This is a genomic window from Streptomyces sp. NPDC056628 (assembly GCF_042792555.1).
GTDB lineage: Bacteria > Actinomycetota > Actinomycetes > Streptomycetales > Streptomycetaceae > Streptomyces.
Genome location: NZ_JBHTWG010000026.1, coordinates 41,648 through 65,304, shown reverse-complemented (window position 1 = coordinate 65,304; position 23,657 = coordinate 41,648). Strand labels below are relative to the sequence as shown.

The 23,657-nt window shown below is 72.5% G+C and carries 23 protein-coding genes; 10 read left to right on the top strand and 13 right to left on the bottom strand.

Going from position 1 to position 23,657, the window contains the following annotated elements; all coding sequences use genetic code 11:
- Positions 1-243: 243 nt before the first annotated feature.
- Positions 244-636 (top strand): SCO5389 family protein, encoded by a 393-nt coding sequence (locus ACFRAC_RS26305; protein WP_361351120.1) that lies wholly within the window; start codon positions 244-246, stop codon positions 634-636.
- A gap of 90 nt (positions 637-726) precedes the next feature.
- Here the strand turns inward: ACFRAC_RS26305 and ACFRAC_RS26300 are convergent, their stop codons facing one another.
- Entirely contained in the window at positions 727-1,755 is a 1,029-nt protein-coding gene (locus ACFRAC_RS26300) for an LLM class flavin-dependent oxidoreductase (protein WP_382930208.1), read from the bottom strand.
- 223 nt (positions 1,756-1,978) lie between these two features.
- On the opposite strand from ACFRAC_RS26300, the gene ACFRAC_RS26295 reads away from it, so the two are divergent.
- The gene (locus ACFRAC_RS26295; protein ID WP_382930200.1) at positions 1,979-2,311 is read left to right on the top strand and encodes an ATP/GTP-binding protein; all 333 of its coding nucleotides are present in this window, start codon (positions 1,979-1,981) and stop codon (positions 2,309-2,311) included.
- 8 nt (positions 2,312-2,319) lie between these two features.
- On the opposite strand, the gene ACFRAC_RS26290 is transcribed toward ACFRAC_RS26295, so the two are convergent.
- The 7 genes from ACFRAC_RS26290 to mce all read right to left on the bottom strand — a co-directional run bounded on the left by ACFRAC_RS26290 (position 2,320) and on the right by mce (position 12,077).
- Positions 2,320-3,192 (bottom strand): ABC transporter permease subunit, encoded by an 873-nt coding sequence (locus tag ACFRAC_RS26290; RefSeq protein ID WP_382930195.1) that lies wholly within the window; start codon positions 3,190-3,192, stop codon positions 2,320-2,322.
- On the bottom strand, positions 3,189-4,445 hold the full coding sequence (locus ACFRAC_RS26285; protein WP_382930190.1) for an ABC transporter ATP-binding protein: 1,257 nt from the start codon (positions 4,443-4,445) through the stop codon (positions 3,189-3,191). The genes ACFRAC_RS26290 and ACFRAC_RS26285 overlap by 4 nt, the downstream gene beginning before the upstream one ends.
- Before the next feature lie 134 nt (positions 4,446-4,579).
- A complete protein-coding gene (locus tag ACFRAC_RS26280; RefSeq protein WP_382930181.1) occupies positions 4,580-5,350 on the bottom strand; it encodes an ABC transporter permease in 771 nt (256 codons plus the stop codon).
- 1 nt (position 5,351) lies between these two features.
- Complete coding sequence (locus ACFRAC_RS26275) at positions 5,352-6,311, bottom strand: ABC transporter ATP-binding protein (RefSeq protein WP_382930174.1); 960 nt, start codon at positions 6,309-6,311, stop codon at positions 5,352-5,354.
- Between the two features lie 147 nt (positions 6,312-6,458).
- Positions 6,459-7,394 (bottom strand): cellulose-binding protein, encoded by a 936-nt coding sequence (locus tag ACFRAC_RS26270; RefSeq protein WP_382930168.1) that lies wholly within the window; start codon positions 7,392-7,394, stop codon positions 6,459-6,461.
- A gap of 183 nt (positions 7,395-7,577) precedes the next feature.
- Positions 7,578-11,426, bottom strand: coding sequence for a polarized growth protein Scy (gene scy / locus ACFRAC_RS26265; protein WP_382930162.1), 3,849 nt, complete (start codon positions 11,424-11,426; stop codon positions 7,578-7,580).
- Between the two features lie 210 nt (positions 11,427-11,636).
- Positions 11,637-12,077, bottom strand: coding sequence for a methylmalonyl-CoA epimerase (gene mce / locus ACFRAC_RS26260; RefSeq protein ID WP_003997837.1), 441 nt, complete (start codon positions 12,075-12,077; stop codon positions 11,637-11,639).
- A 148-nt stretch (positions 12,078-12,225) separates the two neighbouring features.
- Here mce and ACFRAC_RS26255 point away from each other — a divergent pair, with 148 nt between their 5' ends.
- The 3 genes from ACFRAC_RS26255 (at position 12,226) to ACFRAC_RS26245 (ending at position 15,822) form a co-directional block, all read left to right on the top strand.
- Entirely contained in the window at positions 12,226-13,428 is a 1,203-nt protein-coding gene (locus ACFRAC_RS26255) for an acetyl-CoA C-acetyltransferase (protein WP_382930142.1), read from the top strand.
- A 49-nt stretch (positions 13,429-13,477) separates the two neighbouring features.
- Positions 13,478-14,434, top strand: coding sequence for a methylmalonyl Co-A mutase-associated GTPase MeaB (gene meaB, locus ACFRAC_RS26250; RefSeq protein ID WP_361351220.1), 957 nt, complete (start codon positions 13,478-13,480; stop codon positions 14,432-14,434).
- Positions 14,435-14,580: 146 nt separating this feature from the next.
- Complete coding sequence (locus ACFRAC_RS26245; RefSeq protein WP_382930113.1) at positions 14,581-15,822, top strand: MFS transporter; 1,242 nt, start codon at positions 14,581-14,583, stop codon at positions 15,820-15,822.
- 2 nt (positions 15,823-15,824) lie between these two features.
- On the opposite strand, the gene ACFRAC_RS26240 is transcribed toward ACFRAC_RS26245, so the two are convergent.
- Positions 15,825-16,484: a PepSY domain-containing protein gene (locus ACFRAC_RS26240; RefSeq protein ID WP_382930096.1), complete on the bottom strand. Its 660-nt coding sequence runs from the start codon at positions 16,482-16,484 to the stop codon at positions 15,825-15,827.
- A gap of 132 nt (positions 16,485-16,616) precedes the next feature.
- Here ACFRAC_RS26240 and ACFRAC_RS26235 point away from each other — a divergent pair, with 132 nt between their 5' ends.
- Together ACFRAC_RS26235 and ACFRAC_RS26230 are read left to right on the top strand one after the other, a co-directional pair.
- Entirely contained in the window at positions 16,617-17,294 is a 678-nt protein-coding gene (locus tag ACFRAC_RS26235; protein ID WP_361351138.1) for a response regulator transcription factor, read from the top strand.
- Positions 17,291-18,736: a sensor histidine kinase gene (locus ACFRAC_RS26230; protein WP_382930083.1), complete on the top strand. Its 1,446-nt coding sequence runs from the start codon at positions 17,291-17,293 to the stop codon at positions 18,734-18,736. The genes ACFRAC_RS26235 and ACFRAC_RS26230 overlap by 4 nt, the downstream gene beginning before the upstream one ends.
- Positions 18,737-18,748: 12 nt before the next feature.
- Here ACFRAC_RS26230 and ACFRAC_RS26225 read toward each other — a convergent pair whose 3' ends face one another.
- The 4 genes from ACFRAC_RS26225 to ACFRAC_RS26210 form a co-directional block, all read right to left on the bottom strand.
- Positions 18,749-19,225 (bottom strand): MarR family winged helix-turn-helix transcriptional regulator, encoded by a 477-nt coding sequence (locus ACFRAC_RS26225; protein ID WP_382930072.1) that lies wholly within the window; start codon positions 19,223-19,225, stop codon positions 18,749-18,751.
- Between the two features lie 104 nt (positions 19,226-19,329).
- Positions 19,330-20,127 (bottom strand): AIM24 family protein, encoded by a 798-nt coding sequence (locus ACFRAC_RS26220; protein WP_382930060.1) that lies wholly within the window; start codon positions 20,125-20,127, stop codon positions 19,330-19,332.
- Positions 20,124-20,774 carry an AIM24 family protein gene (locus ACFRAC_RS26215; protein WP_382930050.1) on the bottom strand — a complete coding sequence of 217 codons (651 nt, stop codon included), beginning with the start codon at positions 20,772-20,774 and terminating at the stop codon, positions 20,124-20,126. Before ACFRAC_RS26215 ends, ACFRAC_RS26220 begins: the two co-directional genes overlap by 4 nt.
- Position 20,775: 1 nt before the next feature.
- Complete coding sequence (locus tag ACFRAC_RS26210; RefSeq protein WP_382930454.1) at positions 20,776-21,408, bottom strand: AIM24 family protein; 633 nt, start codon at positions 21,406-21,408, stop codon at positions 20,776-20,778.
- Positions 21,409-21,633: 225 nt separating this feature from the next.
- Here ACFRAC_RS26210 and ACFRAC_RS26205 point away from each other — a divergent pair, with 225 nt between their 5' ends.
- The 3 genes from ACFRAC_RS26205 (at position 21,634) to ACFRAC_RS26195 (ending at position 23,623) form a co-directional block, all read left to right on the top strand.
- Positions 21,634-21,978, top strand: coding sequence for a DUF3817 domain-containing protein (locus tag ACFRAC_RS26205; RefSeq protein WP_382930046.1), 345 nt, complete (start codon positions 21,634-21,636; stop codon positions 21,976-21,978).
- A complete protein-coding gene (locus ACFRAC_RS26200; protein ID WP_361351148.1) occupies positions 21,975-22,271 on the top strand; it encodes an MTH1187 family thiamine-binding protein in 297 nt (98 codons plus the stop codon). The genes ACFRAC_RS26205 and ACFRAC_RS26200 overlap by 4 nt, the downstream gene beginning before the upstream one ends.
- A gap of 242 nt (positions 22,272-22,513) precedes the next feature.
- Entirely contained in the window at positions 22,514-23,623 is a 1,110-nt protein-coding gene (locus ACFRAC_RS26195) for a SchA/CurD-like domain-containing protein (protein WP_382930033.1), read from the top strand.
- Positions 23,624-23,657: the final 34 nt, after the last annotated feature.

The window sequence follows — 23,657 nt, the reverse complement described above, 5'->3', positions numbered from 1 at the left end:
CCTGGGTCGACGCGATCCGCCCTGGGGGAGTCCGGAAGACCCCGGACTGCCCCTGTTCGTTTCTGGCCGATTGTGAGCCTCAAGAGACTGGCTCATGTACGCATTCTGCTGGTGCCGTCACGGTCTGTTGCCTACCGTATTAAACGGGAGGTCGCGGGGTGTGTACACAGCGTGTCCGGTCGCGCGGACTCCCTCATCTGTCCGGCAACCCCTGCCGCGGGCGGGGGTGCGAGAGGAGAACCCATGTCGCTCGACGTCTCACCGGCCCTACTCGAGAAGGCCGAGCGAGGCGAGGTCGACGAAGCCGAATTCGTCGACTGCGTCCGGACCTCCCTGCCCTATGCATGGGAGATGATCAGCTCCCTGGTGGCTCAGCTGAAGGTCGACGGCGGTCAGTTCGCCGACAACCAGACGCCCCCGCCGGACGAGCAGGCACGGGGACAGTTGCTGCGTGCCCTTGCGAGCGACGCGATTCGCGGCGCCCTGCAGCGGCACTTCGGGGTGCGGCTGGCCTTCCAGAACTGCCACCGGGTCGCGGTGTTCCCGGTCGACTCCTCGGTCGACCAGACGCTGGCCCGCTTCACCTCGGTCCGCAGTCAGGTGCTCAACCAGTCCCCGGAGTTCAGGGACTGCTGACGCGAGCCGCCTGCTTGCCGCTCCGTACGTGGGAGGTGCATCAGTACCGGGGCGGCAAGCCCACCGGCGGGGGACCTCCCCGCGCGCGATTCAGCCGAGCTGCGGGAGGACTTCGGCGCCCAGCCGCCGTACGTTCTCCTCGGTGGCCGCCAAGTCGCCCGAGCCCTCGACCAGCAGGGCGAAACGGGAGATCCCGGTCCGCTCACTGGTCGCCGCGAGCCGGTCGGCGGCGAGGCGCGGGGTGCCCACCGGGTGCAGCCCACACAGCAGTTCGGTGTAGGCGAGCGGGTCGCGCATGGCCCGCGCGCGGCCGTCCACCGTCACATGGGCCTCCAGACCCTGCCGGAGCCACCCGGGCATCGCCTTCGTGAGCGTCTCGACGGCGTCCGTGCGCCGGTCGGCGATCTGGCAGACCCCGGCGGAGACATGGGCGGCCGCGCGGATCTCGTCCTCCGGGCGCCCGGCGGCGCGCGCGTGCTCCCGCCACAGGGCGACCATCTCGGCCTTCTCCTCGTCGCCCACGTGCATGCCGAGCAGCATCGGCAGACCGCGCTCGGCCGCGAGGCGCACACTGCGCGGCGAGGTGCAGGCGACGACCACCTCGGGGCCGTCCGTCTCGGTCAGGCACTCCGAGGGGCGGGGCACGACCGGCACCTCGCGGAAGCCGAACCGCTCGCCCGAGGCCCCGACCGCCGGTTCGCGCAGCCAGCGCAGCAGCAGGTCGAGTGATTCCGGGAAGCCCTCCTCGTAGGCGCCCAGACCCGAGCCGAACACCTCCAGGTCGACCCAGGGCCCGCCGCGCCCCACGCCCAGCGAGAACCGCCCGCCGGAGGTGATGTGCAGCAGGGCGGCCTGCTCGCCCAGGGCCACCGGGTGCGCGGTCGGCAGCACGCTGACCGCGGTGCCCACGCGCAGCCGGCGGGTGCGGCCGAGCAGCAGGGCGGCCAGGGTGACCGCGGACGGACAGGTGCCGTACGGCACGAAGTGGTGTTCGGCCAGCCAGACCGAGTCGAGGCCCGCCTCCTCGGCGACCTCCGCGGAGCGGACCGCCCGGTGCAGCGCCTCCCCGTCGCCCTGGCCCGGGAACCGGGCCGCCAACACGAAACTACCTACGCGCATCGCTGTCTTCCTGCTTCCTTGGCTCCGACGCGGAGCTCCCCCAGCGGGCATAACCGTCTGACACGTGCCGAGGACACGGCCTGGCGGGGGGATTTGCGGATTGTCTGCAGAATCACGGGTCCGCGTGGGGGACTTGTGGGGGTTGGTTCCGTACGGGTACCCCCGTCCGCGCCGCGTAGGCTGGAGACGGCTCCCCGTCCTGTATAGCTCCGAGAGGTGTTCCGTGTCCCCGCGTCGCAACCGATCCAAGGGCGCCGGTTCGTCCGGCCGCGGTGCCGGGGAGGACCGCTCCGGCCGCTACGGCGGCTGGCAGTCCTCGGAGACCTGGCAGGGCGAGGACTGGAACGTACGGCACGTCGCGGGATCGAGCGCGCAGGGCAAGTCGTACCGCTGCCCGGGCTGCGACCAGATGATCCCGGACGGCGTCCCGCACGTCGTCGCCTGGCCGGACCACGCGGGCGTCGACGACCGCCGGCACTGGCACAAGGCGTGCTGGAACGCGAAGGACCGCCGCACCACGCGGGTGCAGCGGTCCCGTAACGCGCCGAGGTTCTGAGACCGGCGCTACACGTCGCGTCGCTCCAGGAGCGCCCAGGCGCCCGCGAACGCGGCGGCCGTCACCCCGAGCATGATCCACAGCGGGTCCCAGCCCTGCGGCCCGGACTCCGACAGGGACTGCGCGTAGAAGACGCTCAGCTGGTTCGGGATGGAGTACTCGAACAGGGCCTCCTGCAGGACCTGCAGCGACTCCGCGAACATGAAGAGCGCGATCACCAGCGGCGCCAGGACCAGGCCGATCATGATCGTGATCGCGCCCGCCGAGTGCCGGATGACCGAGCCGACGACGAGCGAGAGCAGCCCGAGCAGCGCGATGTAGAGCGAGATGCCGACGGTGCCCTTCAGCCACTCCTCGGTGGACGGCTCACGGGCGCCGTCCAGCATGGCCACGTCCGCGAGGGCGACCAGCAGGGCCGACACCAGCGTCACCGTGAAGGCCACCGCGAAGAACACGATCGCCTTGGCCGCCAGCACCCGGCCGCGGCTCGGGCAGGCCGTCATCGTGGTCCGGATCATGCCGGTGCCGTACTCCGACGCCGTCGTCAGCACACCCAGCGTGATGACGCAGATGCTGCCGAGCAGCAGCCCGAAGAACCCGAAGGACAGGGGGCTCTCGCCCGACATGCTCTCCTCCGCGGCGTTGGCGGAGATCAGCGCGGCGACCGCAAGGCCGATGCCGACCACGAGCACCACGAACACCCCGAGCGTCCACATCGTGGAGCGCACCGAGCGGATCTTCGTCCACTCCGAGGCGAGCGCGTGCCCGAGGTGGGTGCGCACCACCGGGATCGGCGAGGTGTACGTGGGGTACGGCGCACCGGGAGCCGCCTGCCAGGTCGGTGCGGCGGTCTGCGGCATCGGGGGCTGGGGCGTGCTCATCGGGCTTCCTCGGGCTTGGTCGGGGCGGCGGGGGCGGCGTCCTGCGGCGCGGAGGCCGGCGCGGGCGGCTGGGCGGGCGCCTGCGTGGGCGCGGGCGCCTCGGCGGGCCGCGCCGCGGACGCCTGGCTCGCGGGAGCCTCCTGCGGCGCCTGGGGGGCCGGCTGGGCGTACGGGTTGGCCGGGGCGGCGCCCGGGCCCGCGGGCGCGCCGTAGGAGCCGGGCGCGCCCTGCTGGGGCGGCGGCGGGGCGTACCAGCCGGGCTGGCCCTGACCGGGCACCGGCATCGGCGGCTGGGCGCCCGGCGGCAGCGGCTGCTGCAGCCCCGCCTTCTGGTCGGCGGTCGAGCGGTAGTCGACGGCGCCCTGCGTCATCCGCATGTACGCCTCCTCCAGCGAGGCCTGGTGCGGCGACAACTCCCACAGCCGTACGTCGGATGCGTGGGCGACGTCGCTGATGCGGGGGAGCGGCAGCCCGGTCACCCGCAGCGCGCCGTCCTGCTCGGGCAGTACGTGCCCGCCCGCCTCGGTGAGCGCGCCGGCCAGCTTCTCGCGCAGCTGCGGCTCGGTGTCGGGGGTGCGGACCCGGGCGAACCCGGCGGAGTTCGCCGCGATGAAGTCCTTCACGCTCATGTCGGCGAGCAGCTGGCCGCGCCCGATCACGATGAGGTGGTCGGCGGTCAGCGCCATCTCGCTCATCAGGTGGGAGGAGACGAAGACGGTACGGCCCTCGGCCGCCAGCGACTTCATCAGGTTCCGCACCCAGTGGATGCCCTCGGGGTCGAGGCCGTTGACCGGCTCGTCGAACAGGAGCACCTGCGGGTCGCCGAGCAGCGCCGCCGCGATGCCCAGGCGCTGGCCCATGCCGAGCGAGAAGCCCTTGGAGCGGCGCCCGGCGACGTCCTGCAGGCCGACCACGCCCAGCACCTCGTCCACGCGCCGGGCCGGGATGCCGGCGAGCTGCGCGAGGCTCAGCAGGTGGTTGCGGGCCGACCGGCCGCCGTGGACGGCCTTCGCGTCCAGCAGCGCGCCGACGTGGCGGGGCGCGTTCGGCAGCCTGCGGTACGGATAGCCGCCGATGGTGACATGGCCCGCGGTCGGGTTGTCCAGACCGAGGATCATCCGCATCGTCGTCGACTTGCCGGAGCCGTTCGGGCCCAGGAAGCCGGTGACGGCACCGGGCCGCACCTGGAAGGACAGGTTGTACACAGCGGTCTTGTCGCCGTAGCGCTTGGTCAGGCCGACTGCCTCGATCATGCTCCGCACCCATCGAAAGGTTCAGGACAGCGGGGCGCACGCCCCCCGTAAGGGTTAGGAGGATATAAGGGCGCTGACGGTTCCACTCAAGGGCGGGTAAAACTTCGCCGCGCCGGCCCCTTTGGCCCCGCGTGCTAGGCGTCCCGCTTCCGCAGGGTGAGATACCCGCCCACGAGGGCCGCGATCACCCACAGCGCCATGATGCCGAGCCCGCCCCAGGGGCCGTAGGGACGGGCGTCGTGGACCGGGGTGACCACCTGCAGGATGGCGCTGCCGGCCTGGTCAGGCAGGTAGCGGCCCACCTTCTCGGTGGCGGAGACGTTGCCGAGGATGTTGGAGACCAGGAAGAAGAACGGCATCAGGATGCCCAGCGACAGCATGGGCGAGCGCAGCATCGCCGCGATCCCCATCGAGAACATCGCGATGAGCATCATGTACAGCCCGCCGCCGAACACCGCCCGCAGCACCCCCGGGTCACCGATCGACGCCCGGTGGTCGCCCAGCATCGCCTGCCCGAGGAAGAAGGTGAGGAAGCTGGTCGCCAGACCGACGGCCAGCGCCAGCCCGGTCGCCACCGCGATCTTGCTGAACAGGAAGGTGCCGCGGCGCGGCACGGCGGCCAAGGAGACGCGGATCATCCCGGTGCTGTACTCGTTCGAGACGACCAGCACCCCGAACACGATCATCGCGAGCTGACCGAGGCCCATCCCCGCGAAGCTGATGAAGGTCGGGTCGAAGTCCAGCCGGTCCCGTTCGCCCATGGTGCCGAACTCGTTCTTCGACAGCGCCGAGATCAGCACGCCCAGGGCCACGGTCACGACCAGCGCCAGGGAGAGCGTCCACACGGTGGACGCCACGGAGCGGATCTTGGTCCACTCCGAGCGGAGCACCTGCGTCGTCGCCATCTCAGCTCCTCCTCCAGCCGTCGCCCCACGCCGGCTGTGGTGGGGCCGGGGCCTGCCCGGTGTGCGCGTGGTACTCGACCGACTCCGCGGTCAGCTGCATGAAGGCCTCCTCCAGGGACGCCTGCTGCGTGCTCAGCTCGTGCAGCACGATCCGGTGGCGCGCCGCGAGCTCCCCGATCCGCGCGGGCGTGCCGCCGTCGACCTCCAGCGCGCCGTCGCCCGCCCCCACCGGCGTGACGCCCGCCGCGCGCAGCACGTCGAGCAGTTGCTCCGGCTGGGGGCTGCGGACGCGGATGTACGACCGGGAGTTGCGGGCGATGAAGTCGGCCATGGAGGTGTCGGCGAGCAGCCGGCCCTGCCCGATGACGACGAGGTGGTCGGCGGTCAGCGCCATCTCGCTCATCAGGTGGGAGGAGACGAAGACGGTGCGGCCCTGCGCGGCCAGCGACTTCATCAGGTTGCGGATCCAGTGGATGCCCTCGGGGTCGAGGCCGTTGACCGGTTCGTCGAACATCAGGATGCGGGGGTCGCCGAGCAGCGCGGCCGCGATGCCCAGCCGCTGCCCCATGCCCATCGAGAAGCCCTTGGTCTTCTTGCGCGCGACCGCCGTCAGGCCGACCGTCTCCAGCACCTCGCGGACCCGGGCGACAGGGATGCCGTTGCTCTGCGCGAGACACAGCAGATGGTTGTAGGCGCTGCGGCCGCCGTGCCACGCCTTCGCCTCCAGCAGGGCGCCGATGTACGTCAGCGGGTCCTTCAGCTCCTCGTAGTGCCGGCCGTCGATCCGGACGTCGCCTGCCGTCGGGTGGTCCAGGCCCAGCACCATCCGCATGGTCGTCGACTTGCCCGCGCCGTTCGGCCCAAGGAAGCCCGTGACGATGCCCGGTCTGACGGTGAAGGAGAGGTTGTTCACCGCCACCTTGTCGCCGTACCGCTTGGTCAGCCCCGAGAGCTCGATCATGCGGCCACGCTAGGGGGCCGGTTGGGCCGATGCCACCCGGGCGAGGCAAACAGCCCTGGGCGATGTCCGCCGGACGGGCCCGGGCACGGCGAAGGCCCGCGCCCCACGGAGGGGCACGGGCCTCGGTCGTCCTACGGCGTCAGCCGGTCACCGGGTCTGCTGCGCCGGGACCCCGCGGGAGATCGGCTCGTCCTCGGCCGGCGTGCCGGCGGCGGCCACCGCGGCGCCCGTGAGCGTCGCGAGCATCTCGCGGACGTTCGTCAGCTGGGCGTTGATGCTGTCGCGGCGGTTGGTGAGAGCGGCCAGCTCGCGCTCGGATTCCGAACGGATCCGGTCGGCCTTGGCGTTCGCGTCGGCCACGATGTCCTCGGCCTGGCGCTGCGCGGTCTCCACCGTCTGGCGGGCACGGCGCTCGGCGTCGGTGCGCAGCTTCTCGGCCTCCAGGCGCAGCTGCTCGGCGCGGTGCTCGATCTCGGCGAGGCGCTTCTCGGCCTTGGCCTGGCGCGAGGCCAGGTCGCGCTCGGACTGCTCCCGGCGCTTGGCGAGGTTCGTCTCGAAGTCGGCGGCGGCCTGCGCGGCCTTGGCGCGGGTCTCCTCGAAGAGGGCGTCCGCCTCCTCGCGCTTGGACTGAGCGTCCTTCTGCGCCTCGGAACGCAGCTGCGAGGCGTCGCTCTTCGCCTTCTCGACGATGCGGACGCCGTCGTCCTCGGCCTTGGCCTTGCGCTCCGCGGCGAACGATTCTGCGTCGTTGCGCACCTGCTGGGCCGCCGATTCGGCGAGCTCGCGGTGCTGCTCCGCCGCGCGGCGCGCCTCCTCGCGCAGATCCTTGGCCTCCTCTTCGGCGAGGCGGAGGATCTTCTCGACCCGCGCGCCGAGGCCCGCGTACGACGGCTCGGCGTCGGTCACCTGCGCCTGGGCGTTCTGCGTCTCGAGGTGGAGCTCCTCGATGCGCTTCTCCAGGGCGGTGATACGGGTGAGAGCGCTGTCACGGTCGGAGACGAGCTTCGAGATCCGTTCGTCCACCTGAGCGCGGTCGTACCCACGCCGCACAAGCTCGAAGCCGTAGGGGGAAGTGTCGCTCATGGGGTTCCTGTCGAATGAGACCGGTGAGGTGATAAGTGGAATCCTAGGGGCCGAAGCGGTGTGTCATCGAGCGGATACGTGTTTGATCTGGAGAATGAGACCCCTTTTGAGTGGCTAACCGTCGGACGGCTTGCCAAAAACCCGGTCAAAGCCCCCAGACGTCACCCGAAGCCGCATCGGCCGTCAGCCGTCTGATGACTTGCCACCCGATCGGGGAGCGCCCACGGTCGCCCCCGCCTTGACCCCGCCGTCCTTGGCCCCGCCGGGGGCCTCGAAGGACTCCAGTGCCTCCAGGACGTCCTGGACCCGGGAGATCTCGGCGTTGATGTCCTCACGGCGCCGGACGAGGACCTCCAGCTCACGCTTGCCCTCCTCGACCGTGGCCTTGGCCTCGCGGATGGCCTCCGCCTTGAGCTCCTCGGCCTCCCGGATCAGCCGCGCCTGCTTCTGCTCGGCCTCCTTGAGCAGACCCTCGGCCTTCTTCACCGCGGCGATACGGACCTTGCCGGCCTCCGAGTTGGCCTCCGACACCAGCTCCTTGGCCTTCGCCTGCGCCTTGGCCAGCTGCTCCTCGGACGCCTTGATCAGCGCGTCGCAGCGGTCACCGGTCGACTTCATCGTCTCGGCGGCCTCCCGCCGGGCGCGCTCGTGCAGCTCCTCGATCTCGCTCGTGATGCGGTCGCGCAGCCCCTCCGCCCGCTCCCGGATCGCGGTGGCGTCCCTGCGGGCCCCGACCAGCAGCTCGTCGGCGTCCGTACGGGCCTTCTCCACCGTGGTGTTGCCCTCGACCGTCGCCTCGGCGACCAGCCGCTCCGCCTCCTTGCGGGCCGCGCCGACCATCGTGTCGGCCTGCGCCTCGGCGTCCGCGGTCGTCTTGAGCGCCTGCTGCTGCGCCTCGGTGAGGAGCTTGTCCGCCTCGGCGGTCGTCTCCGTGATCAGCGTGTCGACCTGCTCGGCCGCCTCCGAACGCCGCTTGTTGGCGTCCTTGCGGGCCTCGTCCAGGGTGCGCTCGGCCTCCTCGCGGGCCGTGGCCACCAGACGCTCGGCCTCCGCGGCCGCCTCCGCGCGGACCCGCGCCGACTCGCCGCGGACCCGCTCGGCGTGCTGCTGCGCCGACCCGACCGCCTCCGCGGCCTCGGCGCGCAGCCGCTCCGCGTCCGATGTGGCGTCACCGACCAGCTTCTCGGCCTTGGCGAGCGCCTCGGCCAGCATCCGGTCGGCCTCGGCGATCGTCTCCGACTGCAGCCGCTCCGCCTCGGAACGGGCCTCGGTGATGAGGGTGTCGGCCTGCGTCGCCGCGTCCGAGCGCATGCGGTTGGCGTCCTCGCGGGCGTCCGCCCGGGTCCGGGACGCCGCCTGGTCCGCCTCCGCGATCTTGTCGGACGCCTCGGTGCGCAGCCGCTGGGCGTGCTCGGCGGCCTCCGTGCGCAGCCGGTCCGCCTCGGCGATGGCCTCCCCGACCGTGCGCTCGGCCAGCGCCTTGGCGGCCTCCGTCTCCTCCTTGGCCTCGCGCCGCAGCCGCCCGGCGTCCTCGCCGGCCCGCTCCCGCTCGGCGTAGGCGTCCGTACGGACCCGGTCCGCCTCCTCCTCGGCCTCCCGGCGCGTCCGCTCCGCCGCGTGCTCGGCGGCGCTGCGCAGCCCGGCGATCTCCTCCTGGGCCTGCTCGTGCAGTCCGGTCACGGAGTCGCGCACCTGCTGGGCGTGCTGCTCGGCCGCCGACACCATCTCGGTGGCGCGCCGGTCGGCCTCGGCGACCAGCCGCTCCGCCTCGGCCTGCGCCTCCTCGACCCGGTTGCGGGCGGAGGCCAGCAGCTCCTCGCTCTGCTCGCGGGCCCGCTCACGCTCCTGGTCGGCCTCCTGGCGCGCCGAACCGAGCAGTTCCTCGGCCTCGCGCCGGCGCCGGCCGGCCTCCTCCTGGGCGGCGGCCAGCGTCTCCGACGCCTCCGTGGCCAGCCGCTCGGCGGCGGCCTGGGCCTCGGCCCGCACCCGGTCGGCGGTGTCCTGGGCCTCCGACTTCAGCCGCTCGGCCTCGGCCGCGGCCTCCGACCGCAGGCGTACGGCGACGGCCTCGCTCTCGGCGCGGGACGCCGACGCGTCCGACGCGGCCTCGGTGCGCAGCCGGTCGGCGTCCTCCTCGGCCTGCTGCTGGAGCGTACGGATCCGCTCGGCGGCCTCGGTGCGCAGCCGGTCGGTCTCCTCGGCGGCCTCCCGGCGGATACGGGAGGCCTCCTCGCGGGCGTCGGTGAGGGCCTGCTCGGCCGCCGCGAGCCGCTGGTCCGCCTCGGTGTGAAGCCGCGTCAGCTCCTCGGCGGCCTCCGCGCGGCGCGCCTCGACCCCGCGCTCGGTCTCCTCGCGCAGCTCCTGGGCGGCCCGTTCGGCGTCGGCCTTGATGCCCTCGGCCTGCTCGACGACCTCCTCGCGGTGCCGCTCGGCCTCCTGCCGGGTGCGCTGCAGCGTCTCCTCGGCCTGCCGGCGCAGCGTGGTCGCCCGCTCGATGGCCTCGGTGCGGACCTTCTCGCTGTCCGTCGTGGCCTTCTGGCGCAGCTCGTCCGCGTCCTGCTTGGCCTTCGCCAGCAGTTCCTCGGCGGTCTTGGCCGCCTCCTCGATCTGCTGGACGGCCTCCTTGCGGGCCTCCGCGCGGATCTTCTCGCCCTCGGCGACGGCCTCCGAGCGCAGCTGCTCGGCCTCGCCGCGCAGCCGGCGGGCCTCCTCCTGGAGCTCGACCGTCTTGGCCCGGTACTCCTTGGTGTCGTCCTTCGCCGCGCCCTTGAGCTGCTCGGCGATGTCGTGCGCCTCCGCGCGCAGCCGGTCCGCCTCGGCCTCGGCCTGCCGCCGGATGCGCTCGGCCTCCTCGACGGCGGCCTTGGTGGTGCTCTGCGCCTCCTGCTGCGCCTTGTTGAGCACGTCCTCGGCGGTCTTGGCGGCCTTGGACAGCTGGGTCGCGCTCTCCTCGGCGGTGAGCGTGCGCGCCTTCTCGGCGGCCTCGGCGAGGACCTTCTCGGCCTCGGCGCGGGCGTCGGCGACGACCTGCTCGGCGTCGGCCTTGGTGTTCTCGGCCTCCTTGGTGGCCTCCTCGACCAGCCGGGCGACCTGCTCCTTGGCCGTGCGCATGCGCTGCTCGTTGGCCGACTCGGCCCCGGCCAGCGTCTTCTCGGCGGCCGTCTTGGCCTCGGTGACCAGCTTCTCGGCCTCGGACTGCGCCTTGCGCAGCGCCTCCTCGGCCTCGGCCATGCGCTGCTCGGCGGCCCGGCTGAGCTCGGAGGCCTGGCGGCGGGCCGCGTCCGACTCGTTCACCGTGGAGCTGCGCAGCTGCTCGGCGTGGTCGGTGGCCTCCTGGGCCTGCGTGGAGGCGGCGTTCAGCAGCCGCTCGGCGTCGGTGCGCGCCCGGCGCAGGATCTGATCCGCCTCGGTGCGGGCCTCCTCGGCGGCGTCCGTCAGACGGCGGCGCGCCTCGCCGGCCAGCCGCTCGGCCTCGGCGCGCGCGCCCGACAGGGCCTGCTCGGCCTCGGCGCGCGACTCGTCCAGCAGGCGCCGGGCCTGCTGCTCGGTGCGGGCGCGCAGCTGCTCCGCCCACGCCACGTTCTCGTTGACGTGCGACTCGACGGTCTGCCGGCGCTCCGCCAGCTCCTGGTCCAGCTGCTGGCGGCGGGTGACCGCCTCCTGGTGCAGCTCGGCCTGGAGCCGGGCGGCCTGCTCGGCGTGCTCCTGGAGGATGCGCTGCGTCTGCGCTCTGGCCTGGCTCAGCTCGCGCTCGGCCTCCTGGCGCAGCTGGTCGGCCTGCACCTGGGCATTGCGCAGCAGCTGCTCGGCCTGGTAGCCGATGTCACCGCCGTCGAAGGCGGGCCGGGACATGATGGTGCGGCGCGCCTCGTGCAGCTTGGCGCGCAGCACCTCGACCTGGTAGCCGAGGTCCTCGGCGTGCTGGATCGCCTTCTCCCGCTCGGTCTTCAGCCGATCCATCTCGGCCTCGAACCGAGAGAGGTGGTCGACGTCAGCCGCCGGCTCTCGCTCCTGGCGTTCGTAGCCCCGCACTGCGCGGTCCCATCCGTCCCCTGGTCGCATCCCTGGCCATACGAGCCCCGTCCGTCCGACGGACGGTGCCCCCGGGGAATGGTGTCAGATCAACGGCGGAGCATGGGCTGCTGCCCCGACGCTCGCCCCCCGAAACCCGGACCCCGGCATGCGGTCACCTCGGTTCAGAGAGCGACCGCCCCCAACCCTACCGGCCCCTATGTACGAGGGTCAGTGCTCAGGTGACTCAACAGGCGCCGAAGTGACCAGTTCTGTCAGAACACCGTGACAATCCTTCGGGTGGAGGAACGTGATGCGTGACCCCATGGAGCCGCGCCGCGGCTCTTCGTACAGGACGCGCACGCCCTTGTCCTTGATCGCGGCGGCGTCGCCGTCCACGTCCGCGGTGCCGAAGGCGATGTGGTGGACGCCCTCGCCGTTCTTGTCGAGCCACTTCGCCACGGTGGAGTCCGGGCGGGTCGGCTCGAGAAGCTGCAGGTAGGAGGCACCGCCGTCGGAGGTGTCGTTGATCTTGAGCATGGCCTCGCGGACGCCCTGCTCCTCGTTGACCTCGGAGTGGAAGACCTCGAAGCCGTAGGTGGCCCGGTAGAACTCGACGGTCTTGTCGAGATCGAAGCAGGCGATTCCGATGTGGTCGATTCGCGTCAGCATGGATTCAGTGGAGCGCGCACGGGGTGGTTACGCAACGTGCGCGCGATCACACCGACGGCCGGGTGACGGCACGGAGTGCCACTCAGTACATTCGAAGTAAACCCTCGTTCACTCCTCGGCTGTGCAGGCTGGAAGGGGATCTCACCTCATGTCTACTGCAAACGGCACGACGTCCGTCATCGTCGCGGGTGCCCGCACCCCGATGGGACGGCTTCTGGGCTCGCTGAAGTCGTTCTCCGGAGCCGACCTCGGCGGCTTCGCGATCAAGGCCGCCCTCGACCGTGCGGGGATCGGTGGCGACCAGGTCCAGTACGTGATCATGGGCCAGGTGCTCCAGGCCGGGGCAGGGCAGATCCCGGCGCGCCAGGCCGCGGTCAAGGCCGGCATCCCCATGAACGTCCCGGCGCTCACCATCAACAAGGTGTGCCTGTCCGGTCTCGACGCCATCGCCCTGGCGGACCAGCTGATCCGCGCCGGCGAGTTCGACGTGATCGTCGCCGGCGGTCAGGAGTCCATGACCAACGCGCCCCACCTGCTGCCGAAGTCCCGTGAGGGCTACAAGTACGGCTCCGTGCAGGTGCTCGACGCGATGGCGCACGACGGCCTGACCGACTCCTTCGAGAACGTCGCCATGGGCGAGTCCACGGAGAAGCACAACACCCGCCTCGGCATCGCGCGCCCCGAGCAGGACGAGATCGCCGCCCTGTCCCACCAGCGCGCCGCCGCCGCCCAGAAGAACGGGCTCTTCGAGGCCGAGATCACCCCGGTCGAGATCCCGCAGCGCAAGGGCGACCCGGTCCTGTTCAGCAAGGACGAGGGCATCCGGGGCGACACCACCGCCGAGTCGCTGGGCAAGCTGCGCCCGGCGTTCGCCAAGGACGGCACGATCACGGCCGGCTCCAGCTCCCAGATCTCCGACGGCGCCGCCGCGGTCGTCGTCATGAGCAAGGCCAAGGCCCAGGAGCTCGGGCTGGACTGGATCGCCGAGATCGGCGCGCACGGCAATGTCGCGGGCCCCGACAACTCGCTGCAGTCGCAGCCGTCGAACGCCATCCGGCACGCCCTGAAGAAGGAGGGCCTGGAGGTCTCCGACCTCGACCTCATCGAGATCAACGAGGCCTTCGCCGCCGTCGCGGTGCAGTCAATGAAGGACCTCGGCGTGTCATCGGAAAAGGTGAACGTCAACGGTGGAGCCATCGCCCTGGGCCACCCGATCGGCATGTCGGGCGCCCGTCTCGTGCTGCACCTGGCCCTGGAGCTCAAGCGGCGGGGCGGCGGCGTCGGCGCGGCCGCGCTGTGCGGTGGCGGCGGTCAGGGTGACGCGCTGATCGTGCGGGTACCGAAGGCCTGAAGTCCTTTCCGGAGGACGCAGTAGCGAACGATCTGTGAACGGAGCTGTGATGCAGGACGTCTCCACCCTGGTGGCCCAGGCCAGGGAAGGCCGGCCGCGGGCCGTGGCCCGGCTGATCTCCCTCGTGGAGGGGGCGTCCCCGCAGCTGCGGGAGGTCATGGCGGCGCTGGCGCCGCTCACGGGCAACGCCTACGTCGTCGGCCTGACCGGCTCGCCGGGCGTGGGCAAGTCGACGTCCACGTCCGCGCTCGTGACGGCCTACCGCAAGCAGGGGAAGCGGGTCGGCGTCCTGGCCGTCGACCCGTCCTCGCCCTTCTCCGGAGGCGCCCTGCTCGGCGACCGGGTCCGGATGTCGGACCACGCCTCCGACCCCGGCGTCTACATCCGGTCCATGGCGACCCGGGGCCATCTGGGTGGCCTCGCGTGGGCCGCCCCGCAGGCCATCCGCGTCCTGGACGCGGCCGGCTGCGACGTGATCCTGGTGGAGACCGTCGGCGTGGGCCAGTCGGAGGTGGAGATCGCCTCCCAGGCCGACACCTCCGTCGTGCTCCTCGCCCCCGGCATGGGCGACGGCATCCAGGCCGCGAAGGCGGGCATCCTGGAGATCGGCGACGTCTACGTCGTCAACAAGGCGGACCGCGACGGCGCCGACGCCACCGCCCGCGAGCTCAATCACATGCTCGGCCTCGGCGAGTCCCGCGGCCCCGGCGACTGGCGCCCGCCCATCGTCAAGACGGTCGCCGCCCGCGCCGAGGGCGTCGACGAGGTCGTGGAGGCCCTGGAGAAGCACCGGGCCTGGATGGAGGAGCGGGGCGTCCTGTCCGAGCGCCGGCGCGCCCGCGCCGCCCGCGAGGTCGAGACCATCGCCGTCACCGCGCTGCGCGAACGCATCGCCGACCTGCACGGCGACCGCCGTCTCGGCGCCCTCGCGGAGCGGATCACCGCCGGCGAGCTCGACCCGTACCGCGCGGCCGACGAACTCGTGGCGGGCCTGACCCGCACCTGAGGGCTGTCCGCCCCCGCGCGGGCGCTGCTACCTTGATCCGCATGTTCCTCTCCTTGGCGTAGGCGCGCACCGGGCCGCGGTCCGAGCCCCCGGGCTCCCGTGGCTCCTCGGTGCCCCCTTCTCCCACGCCACCGCGAGGACTCGTCATGCCTGCCTCCTACGCGCACGTGCTGCGCCTGCCCCATGCCCGCACCACCTTCGCCGCCGCCCTGCTGGGCCGGCTGTCGTACGGGATCGTGCCCCTGTCCGTGATGCTCGCCGTCACCCGGGCCCGCGGGTCCTACACGGTGGCGGGCGCCGTGATGGCGCTGTTCTCCGGGACCAGCGTCTTCCTGTCGCCCGCCCGGGCCGCCCTGGTCGACCGGCTCGGGCCGCGCCGGGCGCTCGTGCCGATGACCGCCGCCTACACCGGGCTGCTCGCGCTGCTGGCGGCCGTCGTCTGGCGGCCGGGCGCCGCCTCGCCGCTGGTCCTGGGCGCCGTGGCCGCCGCCGCGGGCGCCTGCACCCCGCCGCTCGGCCCGGCCATGCGGGCCGTGTGGGGCAGGATCGCCGCCGACCCGGACCTGCTGCGGCGCGCCTACAGCCTGGACGCCGTCGCCGAGGAACTGCTGTTCGTCTCGGGCCCGTTGCTGGTCGGCCTCGTCGTGGCCGTCGCCCCGCCGGCCGTGGGCATCGTGGCCGGAGCGGTGCTGATCGCGGCCGGTGCGGCCGGCTTCGTGAGGTCTCCCGTGGTGCGGTCGGTACGGCCCGGGCGCGCGGGGGCGACGGCGCACGACGGTGCCCGCGGCCGGGTCCTGAGGGCGATCCGGCGGCCCGTGATCGCCGCGCTGGGCGTCGGGCTCGCGCTGGGCGCCGCCGACCTGCTCGTCGTCGCGTTCGCCGAGGACCACGGCCCGGGCGGCGGGGGCGCCGCCTGGCCGCTGGCCGCCCTGTCCGCCGGGAGCGCCGTCGGCGGACTGCTCAACGGGGCGGTGTCCTGGCGCACGCCGGCGGGCGTACGGCTGCCGCTGCTGACGGCCGGGCTCGGCCTCGCCGTGCTCCTCGCGGGCCTGGCGACCGGCCTCGGCACGCTCACGGCGGTCATGGCGGCCGCCGGGTTCTTCGTGTCGCCCGCCCTCACCACGGCCTACCTCCTCGCGGACGAGGCGGCGCCGTCCGGGGCCCGGGTGCGGGCGGGCGCCTGGGTCAACACGGCGGTCAACGCGGGGAGTACGGCCGGCACGGCGGCCGCCGGGGTGCTGGCCGGGCTGCTCCCCACGGGCGGGTGTCTGGCGGCGACCGGCGCGGCGACGCTGCTCGTGGCGGCGACAGCGGTGAGGGGCGCCACCCGGCGGGGTGACGCCCCTCGACCCGTGGGGGACGGGGATCGTGTGACGACGACGCCCTGACGTCAGTCGTCGTCGCGGTCCTCGTGGTCGTCGTCCTGGCCCGCGTCGTCGTGGTGCGGGGTCACCGCGCCGCTCTTCGGGTCGACGGTCCACTCGCCCTTCGTGGTCTCGGCCTTCCAGGCGGCCGGACCGTCGTCGTCCAGGTCGATCTCGACGACGGTGCCCTTGGCGGCCGCCGCCTCGGCGGCCTCACGGGCGTCGACGTCCGCACCCTTCAGCGCGGCGAGGTCCGCGCGGCCCTCGCGGTCGTCATCGTCGTCGCGCCGGTCGCCGAGGACCTTGCCGTCGCCCGCGGACACCCGCACGTCGTGCTCGGTGCCGTCGCCCTTGACGACGGTGACCTCCCAGACGCGTGAGCCGTCGTCGTCCAGCTCGGCGGAGACGGCCGTGCCCGGCGTCCGCTCCAGCGCCGCCGCGATCGCCTCGGCGGCGGTGACGCCGGTGCGGCCGGCCTGTGAGCGGGCCTCGTCGCGGTCGTCCCGGTCACGGTCGTCGTCCCGGCCGTCGTCGTCCTTCGGCGTGTCGTCGCGGTCGTCGGTGACCCGGACGTCCGACTGCCGCGGCGACGCGCCGTCGTCACCGCTGCCCGCGTAGGCCGCGACCGTGCCGCCGCCGATCAGGGCCGCGGCGGCGACGGTGGCGAGGACGAGGTTGCGCTTCATGGGGTTCCTCCCGTTTCCTGCCGAACATTCCGGCTCGTGCCTTTCGACGTGACCCAATGTGCCCGGCCGATGCTGAGAGGAAGCTGAAGGACCCTGAAGACGTCTTCAGGTGGGTTTTGCCAGGCTGTACGCATGCGCCTGCTGATCGTGGAGGACGAAAGACGCCTGGCCCGGTCCCTCGCCAGGGGCCTGACCGCCGAGGGCCACGCCGTGGACGTCGTCCACGACGGCCTCGAGGGGCTGCACCTGGCCGGCGAGGGGACGTACGACCTCGTGATCCTCGACATCATGCTGCCCGGCATGAACGGCTACCGCGTCTGCGCCGCCCTGCGCGCCGCTGGCCACGAGGTGCCCATCCTCATGCTCACCGCGAAGGACGGGGAGTACGACGAGGCCGAGGGACTGGACACCGGCGCCGACGACTACCTCACCAAACCGTTCTCCTACGTCGTCCTGGTCGCCCGGGTGAAGGCGCTGCTGCGGCGCGGCCGCCAGGGCGCGGGCGCCTCGCCCGTCCACGTCCTCGGCGACCTCAGGGTCGACACGGCCGCCCGCCGGGTCTTCCTCGGCGCCGACGAGGTGCCGCTGACCACGCGGGAGTTCTCGGTGCTGGAGACCCTCGTGACGCGGCCCGGCGAGGTGGTGTCCAAGCCGGAGATCCTGGACCACGTCTGGGACTTCGCCTACGACGGCGACCCGAACATCGTCGAGGTCTATGTCAGCGCGCTGCGGCGCAAGCTGCGGCCGGAGCTCATCCGGACCGTCCGGGGCGCCGGGTACCGGCTCGAGCGGCGGGAGACGACGCCGTGACGCGCCGTCTGTTCGGTTCCGTCCGGTCCCGGGCGACGCTCGCCGCCACACTCGTGGTCGCGGTGGCCCTGCTTGCCGCCGGGACGGCCGTCCTGCTGTCGCTGCGCTCCGACCTGACCGGGCAGGCGCAGGCCGAGGCGGCGAGCGCGGCGCGGGCCGTCGCCGTCGAACTGTCCGACGGCCGGCCCTACGACAGGCTGACCGGCCTCGACGAGGACGACCGGCCCGTCCAGATCGTCGACGAACGCGGCAGGCTGGTCGCGGCGAGCGAGGACCTGGAGCGGGTCACCGGCACCGGTGTCGACACCGTACGGCCCCGGGAGGACACGGACGGACGGGAGGGCGGGGACGCCGAGGACGACTCGGACGACGCGAAGGGCTCCGGCGGCCGGGACGACGACCGCGCGCCCCGGAGCGGCGAGGTCGACTCCGGCACCGACCACAGCACCGGCACGGCGACCATCGACGGCACCACCGCGGACTACCGTTTCGCGTCCGTCGAGGTCGAGTTCGAGGACCGGGGGAAGTTCACCGTGTACGCCGGGGCCCCGCTCGCCGCGGAGCGCAGCGCCGTCGGCACCGCGACCTCCGCCATGCTGATCGGCTTCCCGCTGCTGCTCGCGGTCGTCGCCGGCGCCACCTGGCTGGTCACCCGGCGCGCCCTGAGCCCGGTCGAGGGCATCCGGCGGGAGATGGCGGCCATCACCGCCAGCGAGGACCTGGCCCGCCGCGTACCGGTCCCGGCCACCCACGACGAGGTGGCCCGGCTGGCCCTGACGACCAATGAGACGCTGGCCGCGCTGGAGAGCTCCGTGGAGCGTCAGCGCCGGTTCGTCGCCGACGCCTCGCACGAGCTGCGCAGCCCCATCGCCTCGCTGCGCACCCAGCTGGAGGTGGGCGCCGCGCACCCGGGCCTGCTCGACCTGGACGGAGCGGTGGCGGACACCGTACGGCTGCAGACGCTCGCCGCCGACCTGTTGCTGCTCGCCCGGCTGGACGCGGGGGAGCGGCCGGGGGACACGCGCTTCGACCTGGGCGCGGTGGCCCGCGAGCACGCCGAGGGGCGGGCCGGGGTGACGGTGACGGCGGACGCCGTGCCGGTGGCCGGGTCACGGGCGCAGGTGGGGCGGGTGCTCACCAACCTGCTGGACAACGCGCGGCGGCACTCCCGTTCGGAGGTCACCGTGAGCGTGCGGGCGCGGGGGGAGTGGGCGGTCGTGTCCGTCGCCGACGACGGGGACGGGGTGCCGGAGGCCGACCGGGAGCGGATCTTCGAACGGTTCGTCCGGCTGGACGAGGCGCGCAGCCGGGACGACGGCGGGGCCGGGCTCGGCCTGGCCATCGCCCGTGACGTCGCCGTACGGCACGGGGGCACGCTGACCGTGGGCCGGGCGCCCGCGGGCGGAGCTCTGTTCGAGCTCCGCCTGCCGCGGGATCGGTAGGCGCCGTCCGGGTCAGGGGCGCCCGCGCTGGCTGCGCAGGTGCTCGGCGACCGGCTTGAGGGCCTTGTCGAGTTCGGTCAGCGCCTCGGGGGAGAGCAGGTCGATGAAGTGCCGGCGCACGGACGCCACGTGATGCGGCGCGACCTTCTTCATCGTCTCCATGCCGTGCTCGGTGAGGACCGCGTAGAGCCCGCGCCGGTCGGATTCGCAGTTCTCGCGCCGGACCAGGTCCGCGTTCTCCATCCGGGTGATCTGGTGGGAGAGCCGGCTCTTGGACTGGAGGGTGGCCGACGCGAGGTCACTCATCCGCATCCGTACGTCCTCCGCCTCGGACAGGTTCACCAGGATCTCGTAGTCGTTCATTGTCAGGCCGAACGGCTGGAGGTCCTTCTCGAGCTGGTACGTCAACAGCCTGTTGACCTCCAGGTGGGTGCGCCAGGCGCACTGCTCCGCATTGGTCAGCCAGGGGGTGGCCGTCTCGGTCTCCATGAATGAAGTCTACCTAAAATGTTGAAAGGCGAACTAGTGAGGGGTGTGGTGTGACGGTCACCCGTGTGCGCACACGTTCGATGTCACACTCCGCAGACTACCGCTCACAGCCCGAAGCGACGCTGGAGGTCTCCCAGCTGTCCGGGAAGGCGCGGTGTCCCACCCGCTTGTGAAGGGCCTGTGTGCGCCCCGCCGGAACCGGGGACTCCGGCGTCCGGTGGCAGCACCCCCGTGGCCTGCTCGGCCATGAGGGTCTCGCTCGATTGGAGCAGTACCGTGCCGGCGCCGGCGAACTCGAACTGATGCTCCTCCCCGGAGGCCCCTCCGAGGCCCGTCAGTGCACGTAGACCGCCCATTACGCCGGTCATGTAGCCATGGTCGTAGTGGTGGCACGGCGACGGGCAGTCGGCCCAGCCGACGAGCGCCTGGGGGTCCACCCGGATCGGGGGTTCCATGAACACCACCGGCCCGTTAGATGCGGCCACGAACTTTCCGGTTCCGAGCAGTGTGAGAAAACCCGGCACGATCGATTGCTTGAGGGCAAGACTTGGCTGAAAAGCGAGCAGGTTGCCCGAGCGAATGGTCAGGTTGCCGTCGTCGAGGTCGTAGGAATTGACGTCGAAAGCCCGGTCGGCCAGCAGCATCTTGCCCGAGCCCTCCGCCACGACCCAGTCGCTCGCGTGCAGTGGCGAATGAAAGGACGTACGGACAAGGCGGTCCAGACGCCCGTGCCCGATGCCGTTGAACTCCATCGAGCCGTAGTAGGCGATCATCTTGCCCTTCTGCAGGAACCACTGGCTCCCCTTGAGCTCCACGCAGAAGGTGTACGAGTCGACGTTGTCGTCGCTGGGCAGCGTCATGGGGTCGTACACGGTGGGACCCGCGCCCGGGTAGTGGCTCACAGCTTCTCCTCCGACGCCTGCACGTACACCGCACCACTGCCGCTGAGCTCCAGCTGGAACGCCTCGCCGGAGCCCCGGCCCACCATGTCCCGCCAGCCCAGCGCCGTCGACAGCTTGTTGCGCACGTCGCCGTGGTGGGCGACGTACGCCTGCGGGTCGACGTGGACCGGGCGCTGCGGGGTGATCGGGACCTCGAAGACCCCGCCGTGCGCCATGACCGCCACCGACCCGTGCCCCTTGAGGGTCGTGGTGAACAGGCCCTGCCCGCTGATCTGCCCGCGCACCATGCCCATCACCCCGCCCTGCGAGCCGAGGAACAGCGTGCCCTGCTGGAGGGTGCCCTCGAAGGCGAGCAGCCGATCGGCCTCGACGCACAGGGTGTCCCCGGCGAGGTGGATCACCTGGATGTGGTGGCCGCCGTGCCCGAACAGCACCGTGCCGCTGCCCTCGACGGTCATCAGCGGAGTGTCCTCGTTCGCCATCCGGCGCCCGATCATCGACATGATCCCGCCCTGGCCGCCGGCCATGTTCGGGGTGAAGGACACGTCGCCCTTGTAGGCGAGCATCGCGCCGCGCTGACTGAACAGCCGCTGCCCCGGGACGACGGTCGCCTCGATCATCTTGGAGTTGATCTCGCGGAAGGCCATCTCAGACGTCCCCCGCGATCGTGTTGCGCTCACTCGGCTGCACGTACACCAGCCCGTCCCCCTCGAAGCGGATCTGGAAGGCCTCCCCGCCGCCCTCGCCCAGGAGCGTGCGGAACGTCACACCCGACTGGAAGGACTGCCGCAGGTTCCCCTGGTGCGCCACATAGGCCCCCGGGTCGACGGTCAGCGGGTACTGCGCGCTGACCCGCAGCACCACGGCCGGGCCGTCCGACATGATCGCCGCCTGCCCGTGCCCCTCGACCGTGGTCGTGAACAGCCCGTTGCCCTGGGAGGCGCCGCGCAGGCCCGTGAAGGACGTGCCGGTCCGCAGCGCCGCGTCCGTCGCGAGCAGGTTGCTCGACTCGACGTACAGCGTGTCGCCCTGGAGGCCGACCAGGTTGATCTCGGAGGCCCGGTCCGCGAACCAGCACGTCCCGTGCCCCTTCACCTCCATCACCGTCATCTGCTCACCGGTGAGGCGCCGGGTCACCATGCCCCGGATGCCCTCACCACCGCCGCTCATCTTCTTGAAGGCCATCTGCCCGTCGTACGCGACCATCGAGCCGTTCTTCGCCCTCACGGCGTCCCCGGTCATGTCGACGGCGAGCACCTTGCTGCCCTGAAGTCGGAACATCGCCACGCAGCGAAGGTAACCGCAGGCGCCCCCGGCGGACAGATACCTGCGACGGACTTCACCCCTGACGGGACCCTGGGCCGCACGTGTGCGCGGGCGCCGCCGACCCCCGCGCCCCGGGAGCCTCCAGGGTTTGCCACAATGGCCGAGGCGTTTGTGCTTGCGTTCACAAGCTGAGCCGGGCCGCTCGCCGTCTCTCCCGCCGACTCCACCCGAAGGTGACCCGTGGACCTCAAGACCGCCGGCGCGCTGCGCCGCCTTCGTCTCGTCTCGACCCCCGAGGCGGTGTCGTTCCTGATCCTGCTCGTCTGCTCGGTGCTGAAGCGGACCACGGACTTCAACGCGGTGCCCGTGATGGGCGCGGTCCACGGAGTGCTGGTGGTCCTGTACCTGGTCTTCTGGGCGGACGCCTGGAACCGCGCCAGGTGGCCGCTGGGCACCGCCGCCCTCTACCTCGTGCTGGCCGTCCTGCCGACCGGCGGGTTCTTCGCCGACCGCCGGCTCAAGCGGGAGGCCGAGGACGCGGTGATCGCGTCCCGCGCCCGTCGGGAAGGGATCGTGCAAGCATGATCGTCGCGTTCTCCGTGACCCCGCTCGGTGTCGGCGAGGACGTGGGGGAGTACGTCGCCGACGCCGTCCGGGTCGTCCGCGAGTCGGGTCTGCCCCACCGCACCGACGCGATGTTCACCTCCGTCGAGGGCGAGAGCTGGGACGAGGTCATGGACGTCGTCAAGCGCGCCGTCGCGGCCGTCGAGGCGCGGGCGCCCCGCGTGTCGCTCGTGCTGAAGGCGGACATCCGGCCCGGCGTGACCGACGGGCTCACCTCCAAGGTGGCGACCGTGGAGCGGCACCTGGCCGGGTGACCGGCGGCCGGTGAGCTCCGGCATCGCACAACCCCCCTGCCGGCAGGGGGACTTCGAGGCGCCCTCGGCCACGGGGGCGCCTCGCGGCGTTCCCGGGCGTGGGCGGATCCCTCAGATGGCCCGCGCGGCTCGCGGTCCCCAAGGCGCTGACCCACGATGAAGGCTCAGGGCCGGGACCCGCGTTCGCGCTGGTGGACGAGGGTACGGCCGCCGCTTGCTCCCGCGAAGGAAGGGTCCGCCGGATGGCCACTTCGCCCTATACGTCGCAGTCGGCGTTCGACGGCTCCAGGATGCGCGTCCTCCTGTTCGTCGACCTCAAGGAAGGCGCGCAGCAGGAGTTCCTGGACGCCTACGAGCAGATGCGCGACCGCGTCGCGTCGATACCGGGTCACCTCGGTGACCAGCTCTGCCAGTCCGTGGAGAACCCCTCCCAGTGGATCATCACCAGTGAGTGGGCCACGGCTCCGCCCTACCTCGCCTGGGTCAACAGCGAGGACCACATCGAGACGGTCCGGCCGCTGCAGAACTGCGTCCGTGAGCTCCGCTCGACGCGCTTCGGCGTCGTCCGCGAGACCGGCGGACGGCACCGTCCCACCGGTGGGCTCCAGACGGCCCCGCGGACGGGCGACGGCGTGATCCGACACGCCCTCACCTTCACCGTCAAGCCCGGTTCCGAGTCCAAGGTCGCGGAGATCCTCGCCGGTTACACCCCGCCGGAGGCCCGCGTCGACGACACCACGCGGCTGCGCCGCACCACCCTCTTCATGCACGGCAACCGCGTCGTGCGCACCGTCGAGGTGGAGGGCGATCTGACCAAGGCGCTGCGCCACGTCTCCCGCCAGCCCGAGATCCGGGCCGTGGAAGAGGCGCTCAACCCGCACCTGGAGCAGCACCGGGACCTCGCCGACCCCGAGTCGGCCCGCACCTTCTTCATCCGCGCCGCGATGCCGCCCGTCCACCACGTGGGGCGCGGCGGCCCGGAACCCGACGGCATCACCCGGCACGCCCTCTACCACCCGGCCCGCCCGGGCTGCGGACTGGCGCTCGCCGAACTGCTGGCACGTCAGGACGAGGCGGCCGCCGCCGACCCGGCGTCCCCCGTCCACCGCAGCACCGTCTTCCAGCGCGAGGACATCGTCGTCCGCCTGATCGACCTCCGGGGCGACCCCGAGACCGACCCGGTCAGGACGCTCGGCCTCCAAGGCCCGCGCAAGGCCGCCGTCCTCGCCCGCCTGCTCGACGGCGAGGCGCTCGGCCTGCCGGGACCGCTCCCGGGCGAGCGCGGGGCCACCCGCCTCCTCGCCCACGCCGGCATGACGCTGATCACCGACCGCAGGGCCGCGCAGTCCTGACGGCGCGGGGACCGACACCTCACCGAACGACCTG

What these genes read in the sequence shown, in the direction of transcription:
- meaB (WP_361351220.1), top strand. Translation starts at nt 13,478, where the DNA reads ATGCAGGACGTCTCCACCCTGGTGGCCCAGGCCAGGGAAGGCCGGCCG.
- ACFRAC_RS26280 (WP_382930181.1), bottom strand. Translation starts at nt 5,350, where the DNA reads ATGGCGACGACGCAGGTGCTCCGCTCGGAGTGGACCAAGATCCGCTCC.
- ACFRAC_RS26300 (WP_382930208.1), bottom strand. Translation starts at nt 1,755, where the DNA reads ATGCGCGTAGGTAGTTTCGTGTTGGCGGCCCGGTTCCCGGGCCAGGGC.
- ACFRAC_RS26235 (WP_361351138.1), top strand. Translation starts at nt 16,617, where the DNA reads ATGCGCCTGCTGATCGTGGAGGACGAAAGACGCCTGGCCCGGTCCCTC.
- ACFRAC_RS26240 (WP_382930096.1), bottom strand. Translation starts at nt 16,484, where the DNA reads ATGAAGCGCAACCTCGTCCTCGCCACCGTCGCCGCCGCGGCCCTGATC.
- ACFRAC_RS26290 (WP_382930195.1), bottom strand. Translation starts at nt 3,192, where the DNA reads ATGAGCACGCCCCAGCCCCCGATGCCGCAGACCGCCGCACCGACCTGG.
- ACFRAC_RS26245 (WP_382930113.1), top strand. Translation starts at nt 14,581, where the DNA reads ATGCCTGCCTCCTACGCGCACGTGCTGCGCCTGCCCCATGCCCGCACC.
- ACFRAC_RS26255 (WP_382930142.1), top strand. Translation starts at nt 12,226, where the DNA reads ATGTCTACTGCAAACGGCACGACGTCCGTCATCGTCGCGGGTGCCCGC.
- ACFRAC_RS26200 (WP_361351148.1), top strand. Translation starts at nt 21,975, where the DNA reads ATGATCGTCGCGTTCTCCGTGACCCCGCTCGGTGTCGGCGAGGACGTG.
- ACFRAC_RS26225 (WP_382930072.1), bottom strand. Translation starts at nt 19,225, where the DNA reads ATGGAGACCGAGACGGCCACCCCCTGGCTGACCAATGCGGAGCAGTGC.
- ACFRAC_RS26195 (WP_382930033.1), top strand. Translation starts at nt 22,514, where the DNA reads ATGGCCACTTCGCCCTATACGTCGCAGTCGGCGTTCGACGGCTCCAGG.
- ACFRAC_RS26285 (WP_382930190.1), bottom strand. Translation starts at nt 4,445, where the DNA reads ATGATCGAGGCAGTCGGCCTGACCAAGCGCTACGGCGACAAGACCGCT.
- ACFRAC_RS26275 (WP_382930174.1), bottom strand. Translation starts at nt 6,311, where the DNA reads ATGATCGAGCTCTCGGGGCTGACCAAGCGGTACGGCGACAAGGTGGCG.
- mce (WP_003997837.1), bottom strand. Translation starts at nt 12,077, where the DNA reads ATGCTGACGCGAATCGACCACATCGGAATCGCCTGCTTCGATCTCGAC.
- ACFRAC_RS26215 (WP_382930050.1), bottom strand. Translation starts at nt 20,774, where the DNA reads ATGGCCTTCCGCGAGATCAACTCCAAGATGATCGAGGCGACCGTCGTC.
- ACFRAC_RS26270 (WP_382930168.1), bottom strand. Translation starts at nt 7,394, where the DNA reads ATGAGCGACACTTCCCCCTACGGCTTCGAGCTTGTGCGGCGTGGGTAC.
- ACFRAC_RS26210 (WP_382930454.1), bottom strand. Translation starts at nt 21,408, where the DNA reads ATGTTCCGACTTCAGGGCAGCAAGGTGCTCGCCGTCGACATGACCGGG.
- ACFRAC_RS26305 (WP_361351120.1), top strand. Translation starts at nt 244, where the DNA reads ATGTCGCTCGACGTCTCACCGGCCCTACTCGAGAAGGCCGAGCGAGGC.